This is a genomic window from Kiloniella laminariae DSM 19542 (assembly GCF_000374005.1).
GTDB classification, from domain to species: domain Bacteria; phylum Pseudomonadota; class Alphaproteobacteria; order Kiloniellales; family Kiloniellaceae; genus Kiloniella; species Kiloniella laminariae.
In genome coordinates this window covers 482,563-498,347 of the sequence record NZ_KB893135.1, presented here as the reverse complement: position 1 = coordinate 498,347, position 15,785 = coordinate 482,563, and the positions used below count along the sequence as shown (strand labels likewise).

At 53.0% G+C, this 15,785-nt stretch carries 16 protein-coding genes; 9 read left to right on the top strand and 7 right to left on the bottom strand.

Features of this window, described 5'->3' with window-relative positions:
• Position 1 precedes the first annotated feature (1 nt).
• The 3 genes from B152_RS0107165 (at position 2) to B152_RS0107155 (ending at position 2,853) form a co-directional block, all read left to right on the top strand.
• On the top strand, positions 2-820 hold the full coding sequence (locus tag B152_RS0107165; protein ID WP_020591725.1) for an outer membrane lipoprotein-sorting protein: 819 nt from the start codon (positions 2-4) through the stop codon (positions 818-820).
• 11 nt (positions 821-831) lie between these two features.
• The gene (locus B152_RS0107160; protein WP_020591724.1) at positions 832-2,127 is read left to right on the top strand and encodes a hypothetical protein; all 1,296 of its coding nucleotides are present in this window, start codon (positions 832-834) and stop codon (positions 2,125-2,127) included.
• A gap of 177 nt (positions 2,128-2,304) precedes the next feature.
• On the top strand, positions 2,305-2,853 hold the full coding sequence (locus B152_RS0107155; protein WP_026261353.1) for a DUF1697 domain-containing protein: 549 nt from the start codon (positions 2,305-2,307) through the stop codon (positions 2,851-2,853).
• On the opposite strand, the gene B152_RS25155 is transcribed toward B152_RS0107155, so the two are convergent.
• The 3 genes from B152_RS25155 to B152_RS22850 all read right to left on the bottom strand — a co-directional run bounded on the left by B152_RS25155 (position 2,850) and on the right by B152_RS22850 (position 6,796).
• Complete coding sequence (locus B152_RS25155; RefSeq protein WP_211212154.1) at positions 2,850-5,144, bottom strand: mechanosensitive ion channel family protein; 2,295 nt, start codon at positions 5,142-5,144, stop codon at positions 2,850-2,852. The two genes, B152_RS0107155 and B152_RS25155, sit on opposite strands and share 4 nt — an antisense overlap.
• A gap of 236 nt (positions 5,145-5,380) precedes the next feature.
• Positions 5,381-5,812 carry a VOC family protein gene (locus B152_RS0107145; RefSeq protein ID WP_020591721.1) on the bottom strand — a complete coding sequence of 144 codons (432 nt, stop codon included), beginning with the start codon at positions 5,810-5,812 and terminating at the stop codon, positions 5,381-5,383.
• 57 nt (positions 5,813-5,869) lie between these two features.
• The gene (locus B152_RS22850) at positions 5,870-6,796 is read right to left on the bottom strand and encodes a class I SAM-dependent methyltransferase (protein WP_157230939.1); all 927 of its coding nucleotides are present in this window, start codon (positions 6,794-6,796) and stop codon (positions 5,870-5,872) included.
• A 337-nt stretch (positions 6,797-7,133) separates the two neighbouring features.
• Here B152_RS22850 and B152_RS0107135 point away from each other — a divergent pair, with 337 nt between their 5' ends.
• Together B152_RS0107135 and B152_RS0107130 are read left to right on the top strand one after the other, a co-directional pair.
• The gene (locus B152_RS0107135) at positions 7,134-8,108 is read left to right on the top strand and encodes an ArgK/MeaB family GTPase (protein WP_033405878.1); all 975 of its coding nucleotides are present in this window, start codon (positions 7,134-7,136) and stop codon (positions 8,106-8,108) included.
• A gap of 43 nt (positions 8,109-8,151) precedes the next feature.
• The gene (locus tag B152_RS0107130) at positions 8,152-9,414 is read left to right on the top strand and encodes a Card1-like endonuclease domain-containing protein (protein WP_020591718.1); all 1,263 of its coding nucleotides are present in this window, start codon (positions 8,152-8,154) and stop codon (positions 9,412-9,414) included.
• Between the two features lie 12 nt (positions 9,415-9,426).
• Here the strand turns inward: B152_RS0107130 and B152_RS0107125 are convergent, their stop codons facing one another.
• Together B152_RS0107125 and B152_RS0107120 are read right to left on the bottom strand one after the other, a co-directional pair.
• Positions 9,427-10,386, bottom strand: a complete 960-nt coding sequence (locus tag B152_RS0107125; RefSeq protein WP_020591717.1) for a methyltransferase — start codon at positions 10,384-10,386, stop codon at positions 9,427-9,429.
• 54 nt (positions 10,387-10,440) lie between these two features.
• A complete protein-coding gene (locus B152_RS0107120) occupies positions 10,441-11,511 on the bottom strand; it encodes a hypothetical protein (RefSeq protein ID WP_157230937.1) in 1,071 nt (356 codons plus the stop codon).
• A gap of 96 nt (positions 11,512-11,607) precedes the next feature.
• On the opposite strand from B152_RS0107120, the gene B152_RS0107115 reads away from it, so the two are divergent.
• Entirely contained in the window at positions 11,608-11,958 is a 351-nt protein-coding gene (locus B152_RS0107115) for a metalloregulator ArsR/SmtB family transcription factor (RefSeq protein ID WP_020591715.1), read from the top strand.
• A gap of 42 nt (positions 11,959-12,000) precedes the next feature.
• The gene (locus B152_RS0107110; protein WP_020591714.1) at positions 12,001-12,333 is read left to right on the top strand and encodes a DMT family transporter; all 333 of its coding nucleotides are present in this window, start codon (positions 12,001-12,003) and stop codon (positions 12,331-12,333) included.
• Here B152_RS0107110 and B152_RS25150 read toward each other — a convergent pair.
• The gene (locus tag B152_RS25150) at positions 12,313-12,864 is read right to left on the bottom strand and encodes a GNAT family N-acetyltransferase (protein ID WP_020591713.1); all 552 of its coding nucleotides are present in this window, start codon (positions 12,862-12,864) and stop codon (positions 12,313-12,315) included. The two genes, B152_RS0107110 and B152_RS25150, sit on opposite strands and share 21 nt — an antisense overlap.
• Positions 12,865-12,889: 25 nt before the next feature.
• The gene (ygfZ, locus tag B152_RS0107100; protein WP_020591712.1) at positions 12,890-13,807 is read right to left on the bottom strand and encodes a CAF17-like 4Fe-4S cluster assembly/insertion protein YgfZ; all 918 of its coding nucleotides are present in this window, start codon (positions 13,805-13,807) and stop codon (positions 12,890-12,892) included.
• A gap of 166 nt (positions 13,808-13,973) precedes the next feature.
• Between ygfZ and B152_RS0107095 the strand changes: the two genes are divergently transcribed.
• Both B152_RS0107095 and B152_RS0107090 read left to right on the top strand, forming a co-directional pair.
• Positions 13,974-14,930 carry a glycosyltransferase family 9 protein gene (locus B152_RS0107095; RefSeq protein ID WP_026261351.1) on the top strand — a complete coding sequence of 319 codons (957 nt, stop codon included), beginning with the start codon at positions 13,974-13,976 and terminating at the stop codon, positions 14,928-14,930.
• A complete protein-coding gene (locus B152_RS0107090; protein ID WP_020591710.1) occupies positions 14,927-15,745 on the top strand; it encodes a glycosyltransferase family 2 protein in 819 nt (272 codons plus the stop codon). The genes B152_RS0107095 and B152_RS0107090 overlap by 4 nt, the downstream gene beginning before the upstream one ends.
• Positions 15,746-15,785 lie beyond the last annotated feature (40 nt).

The following is a 15,785-nucleotide window of genomic DNA, read 5'->3' as shown; positions in this document are numbered from 1 at the left end:
GATGAATAAAATTCTGTTGGCCAGCGTGTTTTCGCTGTCTCTTGCTGTCTTTGCCGGAAGCCTTTCTTCCGCTCCTGCCCTGGCAGACAACAGTGATCCTGTTGCCAAGGGCACGGCCGTTGCCGAAGAGTGGGACCGTCGGGACCAGGGCTTTGGGGACAGCGAAGCCATCATGAAGATGGAGCTGGAAAACCGCCATGGCGAAAAATCCCTGCGCGAAATGCGTCAGCAAATATTTGAAATCAAGGAAGATGGTCTGGGGGATAAAAGTCTGACCATCTTTGACGAACCACGTGATGTGAAAGGCACGGCTTTCCTCAGCTTTGCCAAAACCTTTGATCCGGATGACCAGTGGCTCTATTTGCCTGCGCTCAAACGGGTGAAACGTATTTCCTCGAAAAACAAATCCGGTCCTTTTGTCGGTTCCGAGTTTGCCTATGAAGATCTGTCGGCCCAGGAATTGAAAAAATATACCTATACCTGGCTGCGCGATGAGGCCTGTGGCGAGTTGCAGTGTGCCGTGGTCGAACAGATCCCGGTTTACGAAGATTCCGGCTATACCCGGATGGTGACCTGGTATGACCTGTCTGAATACCGTCAGCAGAAAATCGATTATTATGATCGTAAAAACGAGTTGTTGAAAACGCTGAATTTTGGCGATTATCGTCAGTATCTCGACAAGTACTGGCGTTCGCATGACATGTTCATGGTCAATCACCAGACCGGTAAAAAGACCCGGCTTGTTTTTGAAAAAATCGAATTCCAGACAGGTCTGCAGGAAAGTGACCTGACCAAGAACAGCCTCAAGCGGGTTAACTGACGGGGATGGGAATGCGATTTGCCAATAACTGGTTGATGGGCAAGAACCACGCCACGCAAAATGCTGCCCTGGTCACAATGACCAGGGGGGCCGTGCTGGCCGGGGCATTTATGGGTGCTGTGGCTTTTTCTGCTCAGGTTCGGGCTGATGATGACGAGGGTGGTAACTGGGATTTTTCCGGCTTTGCCGCGATGGATCTTCGGGTCTTCCCAGATTCAGCCCTGCACAGTGGTCAACGTGACCAGCACCTCAATCCGTCGCTGGTTCTCCAGCCCGAAATTTCCTATGAATGGAATGACGGGGATGACCGGATTGACTTTATTCCCTACCTGCGGATTGATCCGCAGGACAGCGAGCGCCGCCATGCGGATATACGCGAGCTGAAATATCTGCATATTGATGATGGCTGGGATCTCAAGGTCGGGGCCGACAAGGTTTTCTGGGGCGTGACGGAATCCCGTCATCTGGTCGATATTATCAACCAGACCGACGCGGTCGAGGATGTGGACGGCGAAGACAAGCTCGGTCAACCCATGATCAACCTGGGTCTGCAGAACGAATGGGGCGATGTGAATTTCTTTGCCATGCCCTATTTCCGCGAACGGACGTTCCCCGGGCGCAAGGGACGGCTGCGCGGTTCCATTCCGGTAGATACAGACAAGGCCGAGTATGAATCGGATATGGAGGAATTCCATCCCGATTTCGCCCTGCGCTATACTACTGTTCTCGGGGATTGGGATCTGGGGCTGGCGCATTTTTACGGAACCTCCCGTGAACCGCGTCTGTTGGCCCGTCCCGATGCCAATGGCCAGATTACCCTGATCCCGCGCTATGACATTATCAACCAGAGTTCGGTGGATGTGCAGGCAACCTTTGATGAATGGCTCTGGAAACTAGAGAGCATCTATCGTCAGGGGCAGGGGGATGACTTCTTCGCCGTCTCAGGCGGGGTGGAATACACCTTCTTTGGGGCCATCGGGGATGCCGGGGATCTGGGTGTTCTGGCGGAATATCACTATGATGGCCGCGATGAAGATGATGCTCCGGCGACCGTGTTCAACGACGATATCTTTGTTGGGGCCCGTATCACCCTCAACGATACGGCAGACACAGACTTTCTGGCCGGAGTGGTTTTTGACCGCCTGGATCACGACCGGAGCTTCTCTGTCGAGGCCAACCGTCGCCTGACCGACCACTGGACCATCGAAGGAGAGTTACGTTTGTCTGACGGCATAAGCGAGAGCAGTCCGCTTTACGACGCCCGCCGGGATGACCATTTGCAAGTCCGCCTCAATTATTATTTCTAGGCCGTTTGGCCTTGAAAGCTTGTGCGCTGTGGCCTCTTTGATCCCCCGTCGAAGAGCCACAGCTGCGGCAGGAAGAAAAGGACCCTCCTGTGATTGATCCGGGGTCCTTTTCTTTTGTCCGGGGGCTGGTTTGTTGATAAATTTTCTATCGTTACAAAAAATCTGGGGGGAGAAGATATGGCTGTCTATCTGGCACTGCTGCGGGCGATCAATGTCGGAGGCCACAACAGGCTCCCCATGGCGGATCTGAAGGCGCTTTGTACCGAGCGGTCGATGGGCGAGGTCCAGATTTACCTGCAGACGGGCAACCTGCTCTTTTCAAGGAAGACGGTTCCTGACGCAAGTTTTATCCAGGAGTTCGAAGACGCGCTTGAAGCCCGCTTTGCTTTTCGCCCCCGCGTGCTGATCCGTTCCGAAGGGGAGTTGGCCAAGGTGATTGCGGACAATCCTTTTGCCGATCAACCGGAAATAGATCCCAAACAACTGCTGGTGTTCTTCTTGGAAACCGAGCCGACAAGAGAAGGCCTGGAGGCTCTTAAATCTGCGATCAAAGACGGCGAAGAAATCCGGTTGATCGGAAAAACGCTCTATGTTTCCTACCACCCCCACGGCATTGGCAAGTCCAAACTGACCAACGCTGTGATTGAAAGAAAGCTTGGCCTGGAGGGCAGCGGGCGCAACTGGAACAGTGTGACCAGATTGCTGGAACTGGCCGGGGGTTTCTAGACTTTCTTCTCTTGATCTGACTCATCAATAATAACCCGTGCCGCAGAGGTAATAATCTGTTTGTCTGCGTTGTCTAATCGTTTTTCTGTGCTGTTGTCTGCAAGGCGGACGGTGACTTCCCGGTTGGCAAATTGGATACCATTGGCATTGAAGAGTTTGTGAATTTCATTGAGCACAAATCTGCGAACGACAAACTGATCCCCGGGCCGCGTGGTGAACTTCACACGCATGATCATGGCTGAATCTTCCATGGCCATTACCCCTTGTGACTTTAAGGGGTTCAGGAACATATGACCTATTTCAGGGTGCGTGAGCAGCTCTTCGCCAAGTTTTTTTATCATTTTGCGGACTTTGTTCGCGTCGGTGTCATAAGTCAGCCGAAGTGGCAACTTCATGATAATCCAGTCGCGGGAAAAGTTGGTCAGATAGCTGATTTCTCCGAAGGGGATCGTATTCAGCGGACCCTTGTGATGGCGCAGTTGCATCGACCGGATCGAAATCTTCTCAACCGTTCCCTTGACGGAACCGACATCGATGTACTCGCCTTTACGAAAGGCATCATCAATAAGAAAAAATATGCCGGAAAAAATATCTTTGACCAGGGTTTGCGCTCCAAAGCCCACGGCGAGGCCGACAATACCTGCCCCTGCCAGCAGAGGGGTCACATTGATGCCAAGTTGTTCCAGGATGGACAGGAATGCCATAATCAATATGAAAGTCAGGCCGGTCCATCTAATCAGGGGCATAAGCGTCCCCAGACGCGTTCCCCCTTGCCCGCCCTCACCATCAGACTGGCTATCTCCCTCGGCATCAATACCCATGGTGACACGTTCTATAGCCACCTGCCGGTCTGCGAAAATGTTGAGCAGTTCGGAGAGGCCATAGGCGATAAAGCTGATTATAACGATTTCGACCAAAGCCCTGGCAAACTGTGCTCCTACCCCTTGAGATGCCAGATCCCTGAGATCAAGTCCCCAGAGTTTGGCAATGCCGAGAACAAGCAGGGAAACAGCAATAATCCGGCCAAAGCGAATGAGGCCTGCCTGGGTAAGTTTATGGGCAGCCTGAAGAGCAGGGGGGTGTTCGGGGTTCTTTGGCCAGATTGACAGAACCACGGCAGGGATCGCCAACTCCAGAAGCGGTAACGACATCAGGATTATCAGGGTCAGGTTGATCGCCGTCGGTGACAGGCTTTTTACATTTCCTGTCGCAATATAGAGCTCAACGACCAACCACTGCAGAGCGACCAGCCCGATGGCGATAAGGGGCCATATCTCGGCAAATTTTTGCCAGGTGCGACTGCTTTTCTCATTGCCTAATATCGCGGTTGTAATGCTTTTTCTTCCCTGCCAGAAAGTCAGGATAATCAGGAGATTAAAGGCCAGGAAGATCCAGACCTGTATCCGGACTTCAGCATCCTCCCAGCCGAACTGGTTGAGATTTGTCATATGGCCAATAAAGAAGGACGCAATAGCAAAGATTATGGCTGTTCTTCTGGTAAAGAGTTTTGCACTGTCATCGTCAAGATTACACAGCCGTAAATCAGGCCGGTCGGGCGACATAACGAACCGGGCCAGCATAATGGCGAACACGGTATAGCCAACTGCCTCGATCACATAGCGTACAAAAATGCGATCCATCGGGTCGGACGCGTTAATGACTTTATCCGCCATGAAAGCCGCCGCAACAAAAGCGAGGAGCTGTATCCCCTGCAGGGCAAAGCGGGCAGAGATTATCTTCATTCTCGACCAGAGCCCTGTCGGGTGTGATTGATCCAGTCGGGCGCGCTGTTGTTTCGTCACCTGACGGACAAATCCGGTTGCCAGACCCCCGGCAAGGAAACAGATCAGGAGAACAAGGGGAATACGCCACAGGCTGGAGTTTTCCCGTTTGGCCGCGAAGTTGGCAAAGGTCGTGGTAATTTTGGGGGCCATATAGGGTGTCGCGTGAATGGTTTTAAGCCAGCTCTGTTGAAGCGCTGTTCCCCAACCGATAATCACATCCGTTGCTGATTCTTCGGATTTCTTTGCCAGTTCCTTTTCTCTCAGGGCGATCTTCTGATCCAGCTCCTGAAGCAGTAGTTCCCTGGCCTGGACATCGCTTAAGCCAGAAAGAATGTCGCGGACAGCCTGACGCGTTATGGGTTCTGAAAAGGCAGGTGCTGTGACGCTGGGAGCACTATTATCTGGCAAGGGCAGCGCGGTTTGAGCCAGAGCGAGATTATTGCCAAAAAGCAACATCATCATAAAAAGACCAACCCTGTAGAGCTGATGCAATCGTTGGTGTGTCACTGAGCCTCCTGCGGAAATGAGAGGTGTTCCTGTGTGGGGGATCACCTTGAATCGGAATTCGTCAGGGTCTGGCCCGGATAGACAAGCGCCTGTCAGAGCTGGAGAAGCATTTTCTGCGCGCACCATTCCCGTCAGAGGGCGGGTTGAGCTTGGTTAAATCTGTACAGCTATCCTCCCGTTTTTAGCTGATATCGTCAAGGCAGATGAAGCACGATCGTTACTGCGCTGTCCTGTCATTAGGTTGCAAAGAGGTTTTTTTCGATATCGTGGAAGCCTTTGAATTCGAGGGCGTTGCCGCTGGGGTCGGTGAAGAACATGGTGCCCTGTTCACCGGGTTGTCCCTGGAAGCGGACGTAGGGCTCGATGATGAATTCCTCAATGGTATTACGCATTTTCTCGGCCAGCTTTTCCCAGTCTTCAAAGGTCAGGACCACGCCGCAATGGGGCACGGGGACGCCGTGGCCATCAACCGCGTTTTTGATCAGGGGGATTGTGCCGTCCTTGCCGATGCTTTCGTTCAGATGGACGACAAACTGGTGGCCGTACATGTTGAAATCGATCCAGTGATCGCTGCTGCGCCCCTCCGCAAAACCCATTTTCTTCCCGTAAAATTCACGGGCTTCGTCAATGTCGCGCACGGCAACGGCAATATGAAAGGGCGTTAGCATGTCAGGCTCCTGGGGAAAAATTCATAAGTCATTATGAATGCAAAAAAGCACCATGGGTCAGGCAATCTTCTGGAAAACGCCCTGCATTACCTGAAGCTTGCCGTTGCTAAGGTTCTGCTTCAGGTTTTGTGCACGCAGCTTGAGATCCTGGCCAATGAGCAGGCGCGGGTCGAGCCCGGGGATTTTACTTTTTTGCGGGTTGCCATCGACTGAGCTGAGGTACCACAGTAGGGTTTCGGCCGTGACATCGTTCCAGACCTCGCGCAGGAACCCAAGCTCGGCGAGCAGATCCCGGGTCAGTTCGCTATAGGTCAGGTGGCTGTATTTCTCTTCACTGGCCCAGGGAACCGGGAGCAGGATTTCTGTGGTCTTTCCTGCAGTGTCCGGATGTAGGAAAATATCGTGAAACAGCAGCATACCACCGGGTTTGAGGACGCGGTGGATTTCGGCATAAAAGCCTTCCTTGGCGGCAATGTTCATCGAGGTATGCTGGGTCCAGACGGTATCGAAGCTGTTGTCGGGATAGGGCAAATCCAGCGCGCTGCCATGGGTGATGGTGATTTTTTTGTCGAGACCGGAGAGATGGTTGAACAGTTCGGCGGTTTCACAGAAATCTTTGGTCAGATCAATCCCGTCGACATGACAGGCAAACTGTTCGGCAAGATAGCGGGCGGGACCGCCGATGCCGCAGCCGATATCAAGAATACGGGCTCCCGGATTGAGCGGCAGGAACTCGCTCATTTCCTTCGTCGCGACAAGTCCGCGGGTATGCAGGTGGTCAAAGGGCGGGAAGTCACTGGCGTTGAAGGGGGGAACTTCATATTTTGTCGCGAGGATATCTTTCAGCGCGGGTGCTGTGTCGCCCAGCAGCAGAGTGGCGAGATGCTGCGCGAGGCTGTCCTGGTTGCTGTAGCCGGACTCTTTTTTTGCCACCGCTGCTGGTTTGCCGCTTGCCGCTGATCGTGATTTTTTTTTGTCTTTCACGTTGTCTCTCACATCACTTGTTTGTTTATTTTTTTGATGTTTTTTCATGCCCGGCCCTGTTGTAACTATAGCAGGCCAGCCCCCTGTCGTCTTTGATGGATAGCATGTCTGGAGAACTTGGTGCTGAAAAAAATGAAAAAATTATAATGAATTGCCCCGGGGGAACCGCTACCCTTGATCGGCAAGGGAAGGGTGGGCCGCGGTTATCATGTTTCATAAAAATAAGTATCCGGGAGCTGCTGGGCAGCCGACTGAGCAGAGGCCCGAGCAGAAGCCCGAGCAGAAGCCCGAGCAGAAGCCCGGACAGAAGCCGGGACCGCAAGAAGCAATTGCGACAATGACGCGCGAGCAGCTGCTTGCGGGAGGCAAGCTGGCCCTGTCGCGTACGCTGTCCTTGCTGGAGCAAAATGCGCAGGCGGTGTTGCCTTTGCTGAGCGACTGTTATCATCACCCTGCAGCCCAGGTTCTTGGCATCACCGGACCACCGGGCGTCGGCAAATCCAGCCTGTTGGCGGAACTGATCATTCGTTACCGGACCGCTGGGCGCACTATTGGTGTGATTGCTGTTGATCCTTCCTCGAAACGCTCCGGCGGGGCCTTTCTCGGTGACCGGGTGCGTTTTACGACCGATCCGGAAGATCAGGGTGTTTTTGTCCGCTCCATGGCTGCGCGAGAACGTCTGGGTGGGCTGGCGGACCAGACTATCGCCGCCATGATCCTGATGCGGGCCGTGTTCGATATTGTTCTGATCGAAACGGTGGGTGTGGGGCAATCGGAAACTGATGTGTCGGCCGTAAGCGATACGGTTGTATTTTGTGTCCAGCCCGGATCGGGAGATTCCCTGCAGTTTATGAAAGCGGGCATTGCCGAAATTCCCCACATCGCGCTGGTGACCAAGGCAGATATGGGCGGGGTTGCCGAACGAACTCTGGCAGATTTGCGCGGAGCCCTGTCACTGGCCTGCGAGGGAGATAACAACTGGCCTGTAAAGGTTCTGGGCCTTTCTGCCAGTGAAAAGCAGGGACTTGATGGCTTTATTTCTGCTGTTGATGCGCATTATCAGTGGCTGTGTGACAACGATAAGCTGTCCCGGCAACGAGGGGAACAGGCGGAGCAATGGTTGCGCGAAGCCATCCGGGAACTTTATGGCCGGGAGGGGCTGACCTTTGTTGAGAAGAGCCTTGCTGCAAACCTTCTTGGCAGAGAAAAGGGACTTCTGCCTCAGCAACGATCTCCTTTTGATGTTTTGGCAGATCTTCGCGCCTCTATGGGGTTTAGCTGGGCAGAGACTGCCGGAACTTTACCGAAATAACACAATTTTCCGAGAAAAGCGGGGAACAAAAAAGAAATAAAATATGACAAGAAGTGATCAGGATTCAGAGCAGGGCGGAACAATTTTGCGGAACGGGCCGGTTCACATCTGTCTGGTTTCTGATCAGGCTCTGGCCAATATCAACCCGGCTCTGGCTCCTGAACCCAACAGGGATTATTTCCCAGCGCGACGGGTGATTTTGATCTGCGATCAGGAACATCTGGAACAGGCGCGCTATCAGAAACAGGTGCTGCTGGATCACGATATTCCCACGGATATCCATGCAGTTGTGCAGGGCTTTGATCCACTTGATATCTCGGCTTTGGTTGGTCAGGTCTCAGCCGTTTTTGACACGCTGAGTCCGGCAGAAAAGCTGGCTGTGGTCCTCAATGCCTCGGGGGGATCAAAAGCACTTTCCCTTGCGGCTGTTTCGGTATTCATGCGTAACAATCTCCCTGTTTTTCTGGTCGATGCACGCAATGACCGGCTGGTGTGGTTGAGCGGTGAGGAAAAAGAAGCCTTTGATATTCCCGACAGGGCTGATCTTGAGGATGTTTTTGCCAGTAATGGTTTTCAGATTATTGGCCCTGCACCGGTCCGCCACAGCCTGCAACCGAAGCTGCTGCGTCTGGGGCAACGGATGGCAAAAAATGTAGCCGCCTTTGCCAAGGTTATTGGCCCCTTTAATGGCTATATGAGCCGGGCCAAAGACGAAGGCGGGATATATCGGGCGGGGCCCGTAGCGCACAAACTGCGGGAAAATGCAGATTTTCACCGCATGGTCGAATGTTTTTGTGACACAGGACTGGTGTCCTGGAAAGGTCAACATCTGGTGTTTCGGGGGATCGAAGCAGCCCGTTTCCTGCGCGGAGGCTGGTTTGAGCTCTATGCCTATGCGGTGATCGACCAGTTGCGTCGGGACTGGGCCAAAAGCAACTATCCCGTACAGATCGGCGATCTGGCCAGCGGGGTCAATATCGAGGCTCCGACCGGGTCCCGTAACGAGATTGACGTTGCCTTTCTCTGTAACAACCGCCTCTATCTGATTGAATGCAAAACCGGATACTTTGATGCAGATGCCCACCCCACTGGCCCGGCCAGTACCATGCTCTATAAACTTGACTGGCTCGGGGATATTGGTGCCCCGGTCAGTAAGACGGCTATTTTCAGCTATCGCCCGATCCCTGAACACGACCGGAGCCGCGCTCGCCAGATGAATATTGATGTCATTGCGGGCGGGCAGGAAATCCTGCGGTTGCGGGAGTTCCTGGAACAGTGGATTGAAGTTCCCGCGGAAGCAGGGTAAGCGGGGAATACTCTAGCGCTTTCTTCTTTGCCAAGCTGTGCGTCGGGGGAACCATTTGGGAACCTCGGCCTGATAGATTGCCCAGCGGGGGTCTTTTTCCCCGATATCGCAGCTGCCATTGCAGACATGTTTGAAGACGATAAACAGGCCAAATGCTACAAGCGCCGAGAGGGAAACCGGCAAGGCGTGCAGGACAACACCCCACCAGAACATCATCAGGCAGATCCCAAGCTGCATCGGGTTGGACAGATATGCATAAATCCCGCCGGTAACCAGCCGTTTTGGCGGATCATAGGGAAAGGCGGTACCTTCGCCTTCTGTGGCAAACTGCCAGATGGCTGCGGCGAGCAGAAGCGCGGGAAGCAGCAGGGGAAGAGCGTAGGCCAGGGTAAGCCAGAGCGGGCGCTGAAAAAGCGGTTGCCAGCTGTAATCGGGGTGCTGAAACAACAGGGCAGGCAATAGCCACAAGAGTACAGCTGTCCAGGCCACTGACTGGAGAGTACTTCGCAGGAGCGGGTAGTGGTCCCGGGTTGTCCAGTGTCCTAGCATCAGGGATGGGATGAGAGAGAAGGTCACAAGACTGGTCAAAAACAGGACATTCCCGTTGGTGAAGGGCAGAACCGGGCTCTGGGTATAAAGCACAACCATGGCTGTCCCGCCGAACAACAGCTTTGGAAACAGCGACCGATTTCGTACCCCCAATGTGATGACAGAACCCAGCAGGATGCTCTGTGCGGCAATGAAGTCGGCAGGGAGACCCAGAAAAAGGGCTGATTGCGGCGGTACATTCCAATTCTGCCACTGCTGGAACAGCAGGCTCAGGACAAAGGTGCTGACAAATTGCCAGACAAAGGCAAAGAGGGAAGCTGCTTTTTCCCGGGGGGAGGTACTCGCGTTGGCCAACAGGAGTGCCCAGACAAGGACGGCACCTGATATCAAGAGATTTTTAAACAGCCCGATGGTGAGGATCATGAGGAATTGTTCTCCGGGGGCCTGCCTTGTAGCAGAAACGGTCCTGAATAGTAGTCAGAGTTTTGCGGGAACAGGCGCAGAGCGGGGCATGGCAACATTTTCGATAAAGATGTCAGCGACCTTTCCAACCACATATTCCTGGAGAGGGGCAAAGTACCACGCCGGATCAAGCTTGCGGCTGTAGGTCAGATTCCAGGTGACCTCGGTATGTCCGGAATCTATGGGCTTGAGGTTTACTTCGGTGGTCTTCCAGGTCAGATAGTTTGACAGATAGCTGGTATCACTGATGACCCGGGAACGAATGCGGGTTTCTGTTGCGTCTTCAATCTGGGCGACCACTTCGCCCCTGTGTGCATTGAAAAAGACCCATTTGTTATAAACAAAGCTCATACGGCGTTGGTCACCGATGGCGAGGCCGCTGCCTTCGATGGCGAGGGGCAGGGGGAAAAGCCTGACCAGAACCGGGCGGGGTTTGTCAAAGCTTGGCACCTGGGCCAGACGTTGGCGCACCTGGTGCAAATTTCCCTCGACGACAGCCGAACGGGTGACCAGATTTTCTCTTTCAAAGGACAAGAGGTCATGTGTTCCCTCGAGTGCAAAAACACCGAACAGGGAGACAACCAGGGCGGACTTTAGCCTGTCTGAACCGCGATCTTTACGCGTGGAATAGATGAAATAATCAATCGCAATAGCGACGGCCCCAACGACACCATACATCAAAGGCGCGGCCATGATGACACAGATGAAGCCTTCCTGCAGAAGTGGAAACGACAGAAGAAGCAGATAGGTCAAGGCAATCATGGATTTTCCGGTTATGGAACCCGATCGTGGCAAGAGGGTCACGAGATAGACTATGACCAGGGGGATACCGATATAAAGCAGGGCGGTGTCCGACAGCTTTTGACGAAAGAGCACGGAGGCGATGGCAACGGCAAGAAAACCGATGATCATCAAGGCCCCGCGGGAAGGCAGTTTCGGCAGACCATGATTGCTGAAGTATGAATTCCACGATCGGGCAGAGGAAAAATTATCGGACGTTTGGGGCGAAGAAAGAGGTGAAATGTCTTCGCCCAACGCCGTTGGTTTTTCCCCGGAAGGGTGATTCTGCTTGTTCTTTTCTGTCATCTGTACCATATTTAGCTAAATGGCTAATTGCTAAAATTTACCGCATTTATACATTTAGTCAATTATCTAAATGTGTAGAGATTCATTCCGGGGAATATGGGAAAAGTTTTTCAGGCGCTTTCGTCAGACATCCGACGTAAAATTCTTGCATATCTTTCTGCCAGCAGCATGACTGCGGGCGAGATTGCAGAACGTTTTGACATTTCCAAGCCTTCGTTGTCCAAGCATCTGGGGATCCTGGAAAATGCCGGGCTTGTTTCCAGCGAGAAAAAAGGCCAGTTCGTTCATTACAGTCTGGTCGAAGATAACCTGCTGAACACCCTGAACAGCTTCATTCACGAAGTTTGCCCTTGCGGGAAAATCTATGTAGAAGAAAGTCGTGAAAAGGCCCGGGCCCAAACGCCTGGCCGTGAAGTGTCCCAAACGGAAAAACCGCAAAGGGACTAGAGCAGACCGGTAAACCGGATCGTTATTTATTGGGGGTGGAAAATGCCGGTTTACTGGATGCTGGGGATCGCCATCGTATGTGAAGTTGTTGCCACGCTTTCACTTAAAGTGACGGATGGTTTCACCCGCCCTTTGCCCACATTGGTGGTTGCCGTGGGCTATGCCTGTGCCTTTTATCTTTTGTCACTGGTGACGCGCCAGCTTTCCATTGGCGTGACCTATGCGGTCTGGTCGGGGGCTGGCATTGTCCTGACCGCAGGTTTCGGTATTGTTTTCTTTGGGGAAAAGATGGATCTGGCCGGGGCAGTTGGTATCGCCATGATCATCGGCGGGGTTCTGTTGCTCAATCTGGTTTCAAAAGCCTCGGGGCACTAGCTCTCGATCCTGGCGTAAAGCCAGGTGATAGCTGAATTCTTCGGTCCTGCTTTTGTCCTGGAGTTTTCTGGTTTCAGGGCCTTTGGTGAAACCGTATTTCTCGTAAAGCCCATGAGCCTTGGTAAAGCGGGTGTCGGTCCAGAGCATCAGCTCTTGTGCTGCTGAAGACCTGGCCTGTTCGATAATATGGTCGAGCAGGCGCTTGCCGCCCCCCTGTCCACGATGCCCGGGGCAGACGTAAAGCTTCTTGACCTCAAGACAGCCAGAAGCCGTTTCCTGATACCCGCCAATACCAGCCAGTATTTCCGGCTGGTTCTGGGGGACGAGAGCAAAAATCTCGCCGCCTGCCTGATGAAAAGCCGTGGCCAGCTGTTTCAGGTCGTTTTCTTCGTCGAGATCAAACACCACACCCTGGTCGGCGTATTCCAAATAGCTGCGTTGAACCAGATCAATTGCTGCAGCTGAATCCCTGTCGGTAATGGGTCGAAGGAGGTACGACAATCTGGCAGTATCTTGTGAATACTTGGTCATCTCGGCTATTTTCGGCTGCAGATTATCAGGAAGCGATCTCGATCCAGTCCGGAATTTTTGGTTGAAGTGTTGCCTCCCCGCAGATCAGGTCCTGTTGGTCCAGGACATCAATACGGAGGGTTGCCAGCCCGATATCATCGCAGAGCGACCGCAAGGTGCCAACGGCTTTACCCTGATGGATAATGTCAGTTCCTGGAACCGGAGCTGGACCAGAAATCTGTACCGGAACAAGGCGCTTTTTGATCAGGGCGCGGTATTTGGTTCTCGCAGTCAGTTCCTGCCCGATAAAACAGCCTTTTTTCCAATCGATGGCATCAAGTTCGTTGAAGCCGTTTTCGAGCAGGATTGATTTTTCAACTTCAAGATCCCGACTGCCATCAGGAATGCCTAGGCCAAGGCGCAGCCGGTCATGATTTGCGAGAGATCCTTGCGGCAGGTCCATGACGGCGAGGAAATCATCGAGATGTTTTCGAGGTATAACGGCACGAGCTCCTAAATCAGTGTGCCGGGGGTCGATAAAAACCTGCCCTTTTGTATCAGAAAAATCAACAAAACGACTGTGGCCTTTATCTGCGGATAACCCGAGTTTTTCAGGAATCCCCGCGCCGTAAAGTGCCAGCACAGCATAGTCATCTGTCCGGTTTTCAAGGGTAACTTTGGAGCGCATGCGATAAAGTCCCAGGCGACGCAGGAGATCTGCGGCACGGTCCTTTTCGCAATCCAGGAGAAACCCGCCTGCAGGGGAGGCACAAAGGAAAAATTCATGGAGAAACTTCCCCTGAGGTGTCAGGAAGGCTGACCAGACTGCACGATCTGGTGATACCCTGCTGACATCCTGGGTTACCAGCCCTTGCAGAAAGGGCAACAGGTCTTCTCCGTCCAAAGCCAGAACGCCGCGATGTTCAAGAACAATAATCTCTGCCCGGGTGTTACGCTGTGCCATGCTGTTGACGTCCGCCTCGAATCTGCTGTTTGGTCATGAGTATTTCTGTCGGTCAAAGCCGACTGTTCCACTCTGATATCTGTGATATATAAGCGCTTAGAACTGTTGATGAAAGAGGCAGCTTGGCAATAAAGTTTCTGGCCCCTATAAACGGAGGCGGAGGATCATGGTGAGAATACTATTTATTACATCAAACCGTATTGGCGACGCTGTACTCTCGAACGGGGTTTTGCAATCAATGCTGGAACAGTATCCGGGTGCCCGGGTCACAGTGGTGGCCGGGGGGGCTGCGGCGTCCCTGTATGAAGCTGTTCCGGGGCTGGAAGAGATCATTTCCCTGAAGAAAGAGAAACATCACATCCATTGGCTCAAACTTTGGGGGCGTTGTTTCCTGCGGTATTGGGATGTCGTGGTCGATATGCGTCGCTCTGGTGTCAGCTATTTCCTGCTGACAGGGCGCCGCCTGATTGTGCCGGTCAAGGACGAGAAGCTACACCGGATTGTCGAGCTGTCGCGTATGCTGAAGAACGAAACGACACCGTCTCCTGTTGTCTGGACCGATCCACTGCACGATGGACGGGCTCTTGAACTTGTTCCTACAGGATTGCCTGTTCTTGCGGTGGGGCCTGCCGCTAACTGGTCAGGCAAACAATGGCCAATTGATCGTTTTATTGCGTTGGTTGAGCAACTGACGGGCGACGGCGGGATCTTGCCGGGAGCTCGGTTGGCAATCTTGGCTGCGCCACAGGAGCGTGAGCAGATTTTGTCACTTTATTCCGTTTTGCCGCAGGAACGCGTGATTGATCTGGTTGGTCAGGATCTGGTGACCGTCGCAGCATGCCTGCGCCGCTGTGACCTGTTTATCGGGAATGATTCTGGCCTGATGCATCTGGCAGCAGCGGCGGGAACGCGTACGCTTGGTCTGTTCGGACCGAGCCCGGAATGGCGATATCATCCCTGGGGGGCTGACTGTGCCTGCGTAAGAACACCTGAAGGCTATAAAGAAATGACCAATCATCCGGAGTTCGATTACAGCCATGGGGTACCCAGCTATATGGAAAACCTGAAGCTCGAAACGGTCGTTACGGCAGCCGAGGAACTCTATCGCCGGGGGATGAAATGACGGAAGTACAGGTGGTTCTGGATAACAAGAAGATTTTTTTGTCTGCCTTATTGGTGGTTCATAACGAGGAAAAACGTATTCGAGACTGCCTCGAAAGAGTAAAATTCTGTGACGAGATCGTCGTGGTGCTGGATCGCTGTACTGATGGTACCAAGGATATCGTTCTTGAATACACGGACTGTCTTCTCGAGGGAGGCTGGCCGATTGAAGGGGATCGCCGGAACGCCGGGAATGCAGCCTGTCGGGGGGAGTGGGTGCTCGAGATTGATGCTGACGAACACATTTCTCCGGAACTGGCGCAGGAGATCCGGGCGACAGTCGAGCGGGCGGAGGCAGATTATTATCTGATCCCGGTGGATAACTATATTGGCAGTCATCTTGTCCGATATGGCTGGGGAGCACAGTTTGGTAAGTCATCAGCTTCATGCCTTTGCCGCAAAGGAATCAAACGCTGGGGGCGGGACCGAGTTCATCCATCGCTCTATTGGAAAGACGGTGCCAAAAAAGGTGACAAGCTAAAGACCCGGCTACTCCATTATGTTGATAATAATATTTCCGACATGATCCGGCGTTTTGACTCCTATACAACAGCCCGGGCAAAGGATCTGATTGAGAGCGGAACAATTGGTACAATGCGGGGGAATGTCCGTCGGATTTTCAGTCGTTTCTGGCGTTGTTATATCAGGCGCAAGGGCTATCGCGAAGGTGGTTATGGCTTTCTGATTGCCACTTTTGCTGCACTTTACCCCGTAGTGTCGCATATCAAGGCGCGTTATGAGGCGGAACAGTTGTTGCCTGACTACAAAGTGAAGTGATGCGCTTGTTCATGCTGTGATGATGTCGTGACATTTACTT

Excerpts from the sequence above, each read along its gene's own strand:
- B152_RS0107165 (WP_020591725.1), top strand. The coding sequence starts at position 2 with ATGAATAAAATTCTGTTGGCCAGCGTGTTTTCGCTGTCTCTTGCTGTC.
- B152_RS0107160 (WP_020591724.1), top strand. The coding sequence starts at position 832 with ATGCGATTTGCCAATAACTGGTTGATGGGCAAGAACCACGCCACGCAA.
- B152_RS0107155 (WP_026261353.1), top strand. The coding sequence starts at position 2,305 with ATGGCTGTCTATCTGGCACTGCTGCGGGCGATCAATGTCGGAGGCCAC.
- B152_RS0107145 (WP_020591721.1), bottom strand. The coding sequence starts at position 5,812 with ATGCTAACGCCCTTTCATATTGCCGTTGCCGTGCGCGACATTGACGAA.
- B152_RS0107135 (WP_033405878.1), top strand. The coding sequence starts at position 7,134 with ATGACGCGCGAGCAGCTGCTTGCGGGAGGCAAGCTGGCCCTGTCGCGT.
- B152_RS0107130 (WP_020591718.1), top strand. The coding sequence starts at position 8,152 with ATGACAAGAAGTGATCAGGATTCAGAGCAGGGCGGAACAATTTTGCGG.
- B152_RS0107125 (WP_020591717.1), bottom strand. The coding sequence starts at position 10,386 with ATGATCCTCACCATCGGGCTGTTTAAAAATCTCTTGATATCAGGTGCC.
- B152_RS0107120 (WP_157230937.1), bottom strand. The coding sequence starts at position 11,511 with ATGACAGAAAAGAACAAGCAGAATCACCCTTCCGGGGAAAAACCAACG.
- B152_RS0107115 (WP_020591715.1), top strand. The coding sequence starts at position 11,608 with ATGGGAAAAGTTTTTCAGGCGCTTTCGTCAGACATCCGACGTAAAATT.
- B152_RS0107110 (WP_020591714.1), top strand. The coding sequence starts at position 12,001 with ATGCCGGTTTACTGGATGCTGGGGATCGCCATCGTATGTGAAGTTGTT.
- B152_RS25150 (WP_020591713.1), bottom strand. The coding sequence starts at position 12,864 with ATGACCAAGTATTCACAAGATACTGCCAGATTGTCGTACCTCCTTCGA.
- ygfZ (WP_020591712.1), bottom strand. The coding sequence starts at position 13,807 with ATGGCACAGCGTAACACCCGGGCAGAGATTATTGTTCTTGAACATCGC.
- B152_RS0107095 (WP_026261351.1), top strand. The coding sequence starts at position 13,974 with ATGGTGAGAATACTATTTATTACATCAAACCGTATTGGCGACGCTGTA.
- B152_RS0107090 (WP_020591710.1), top strand. The coding sequence starts at position 14,927 with ATGACGGAAGTACAGGTGGTTCTGGATAACAAGAAGATTTTTTTGTCT.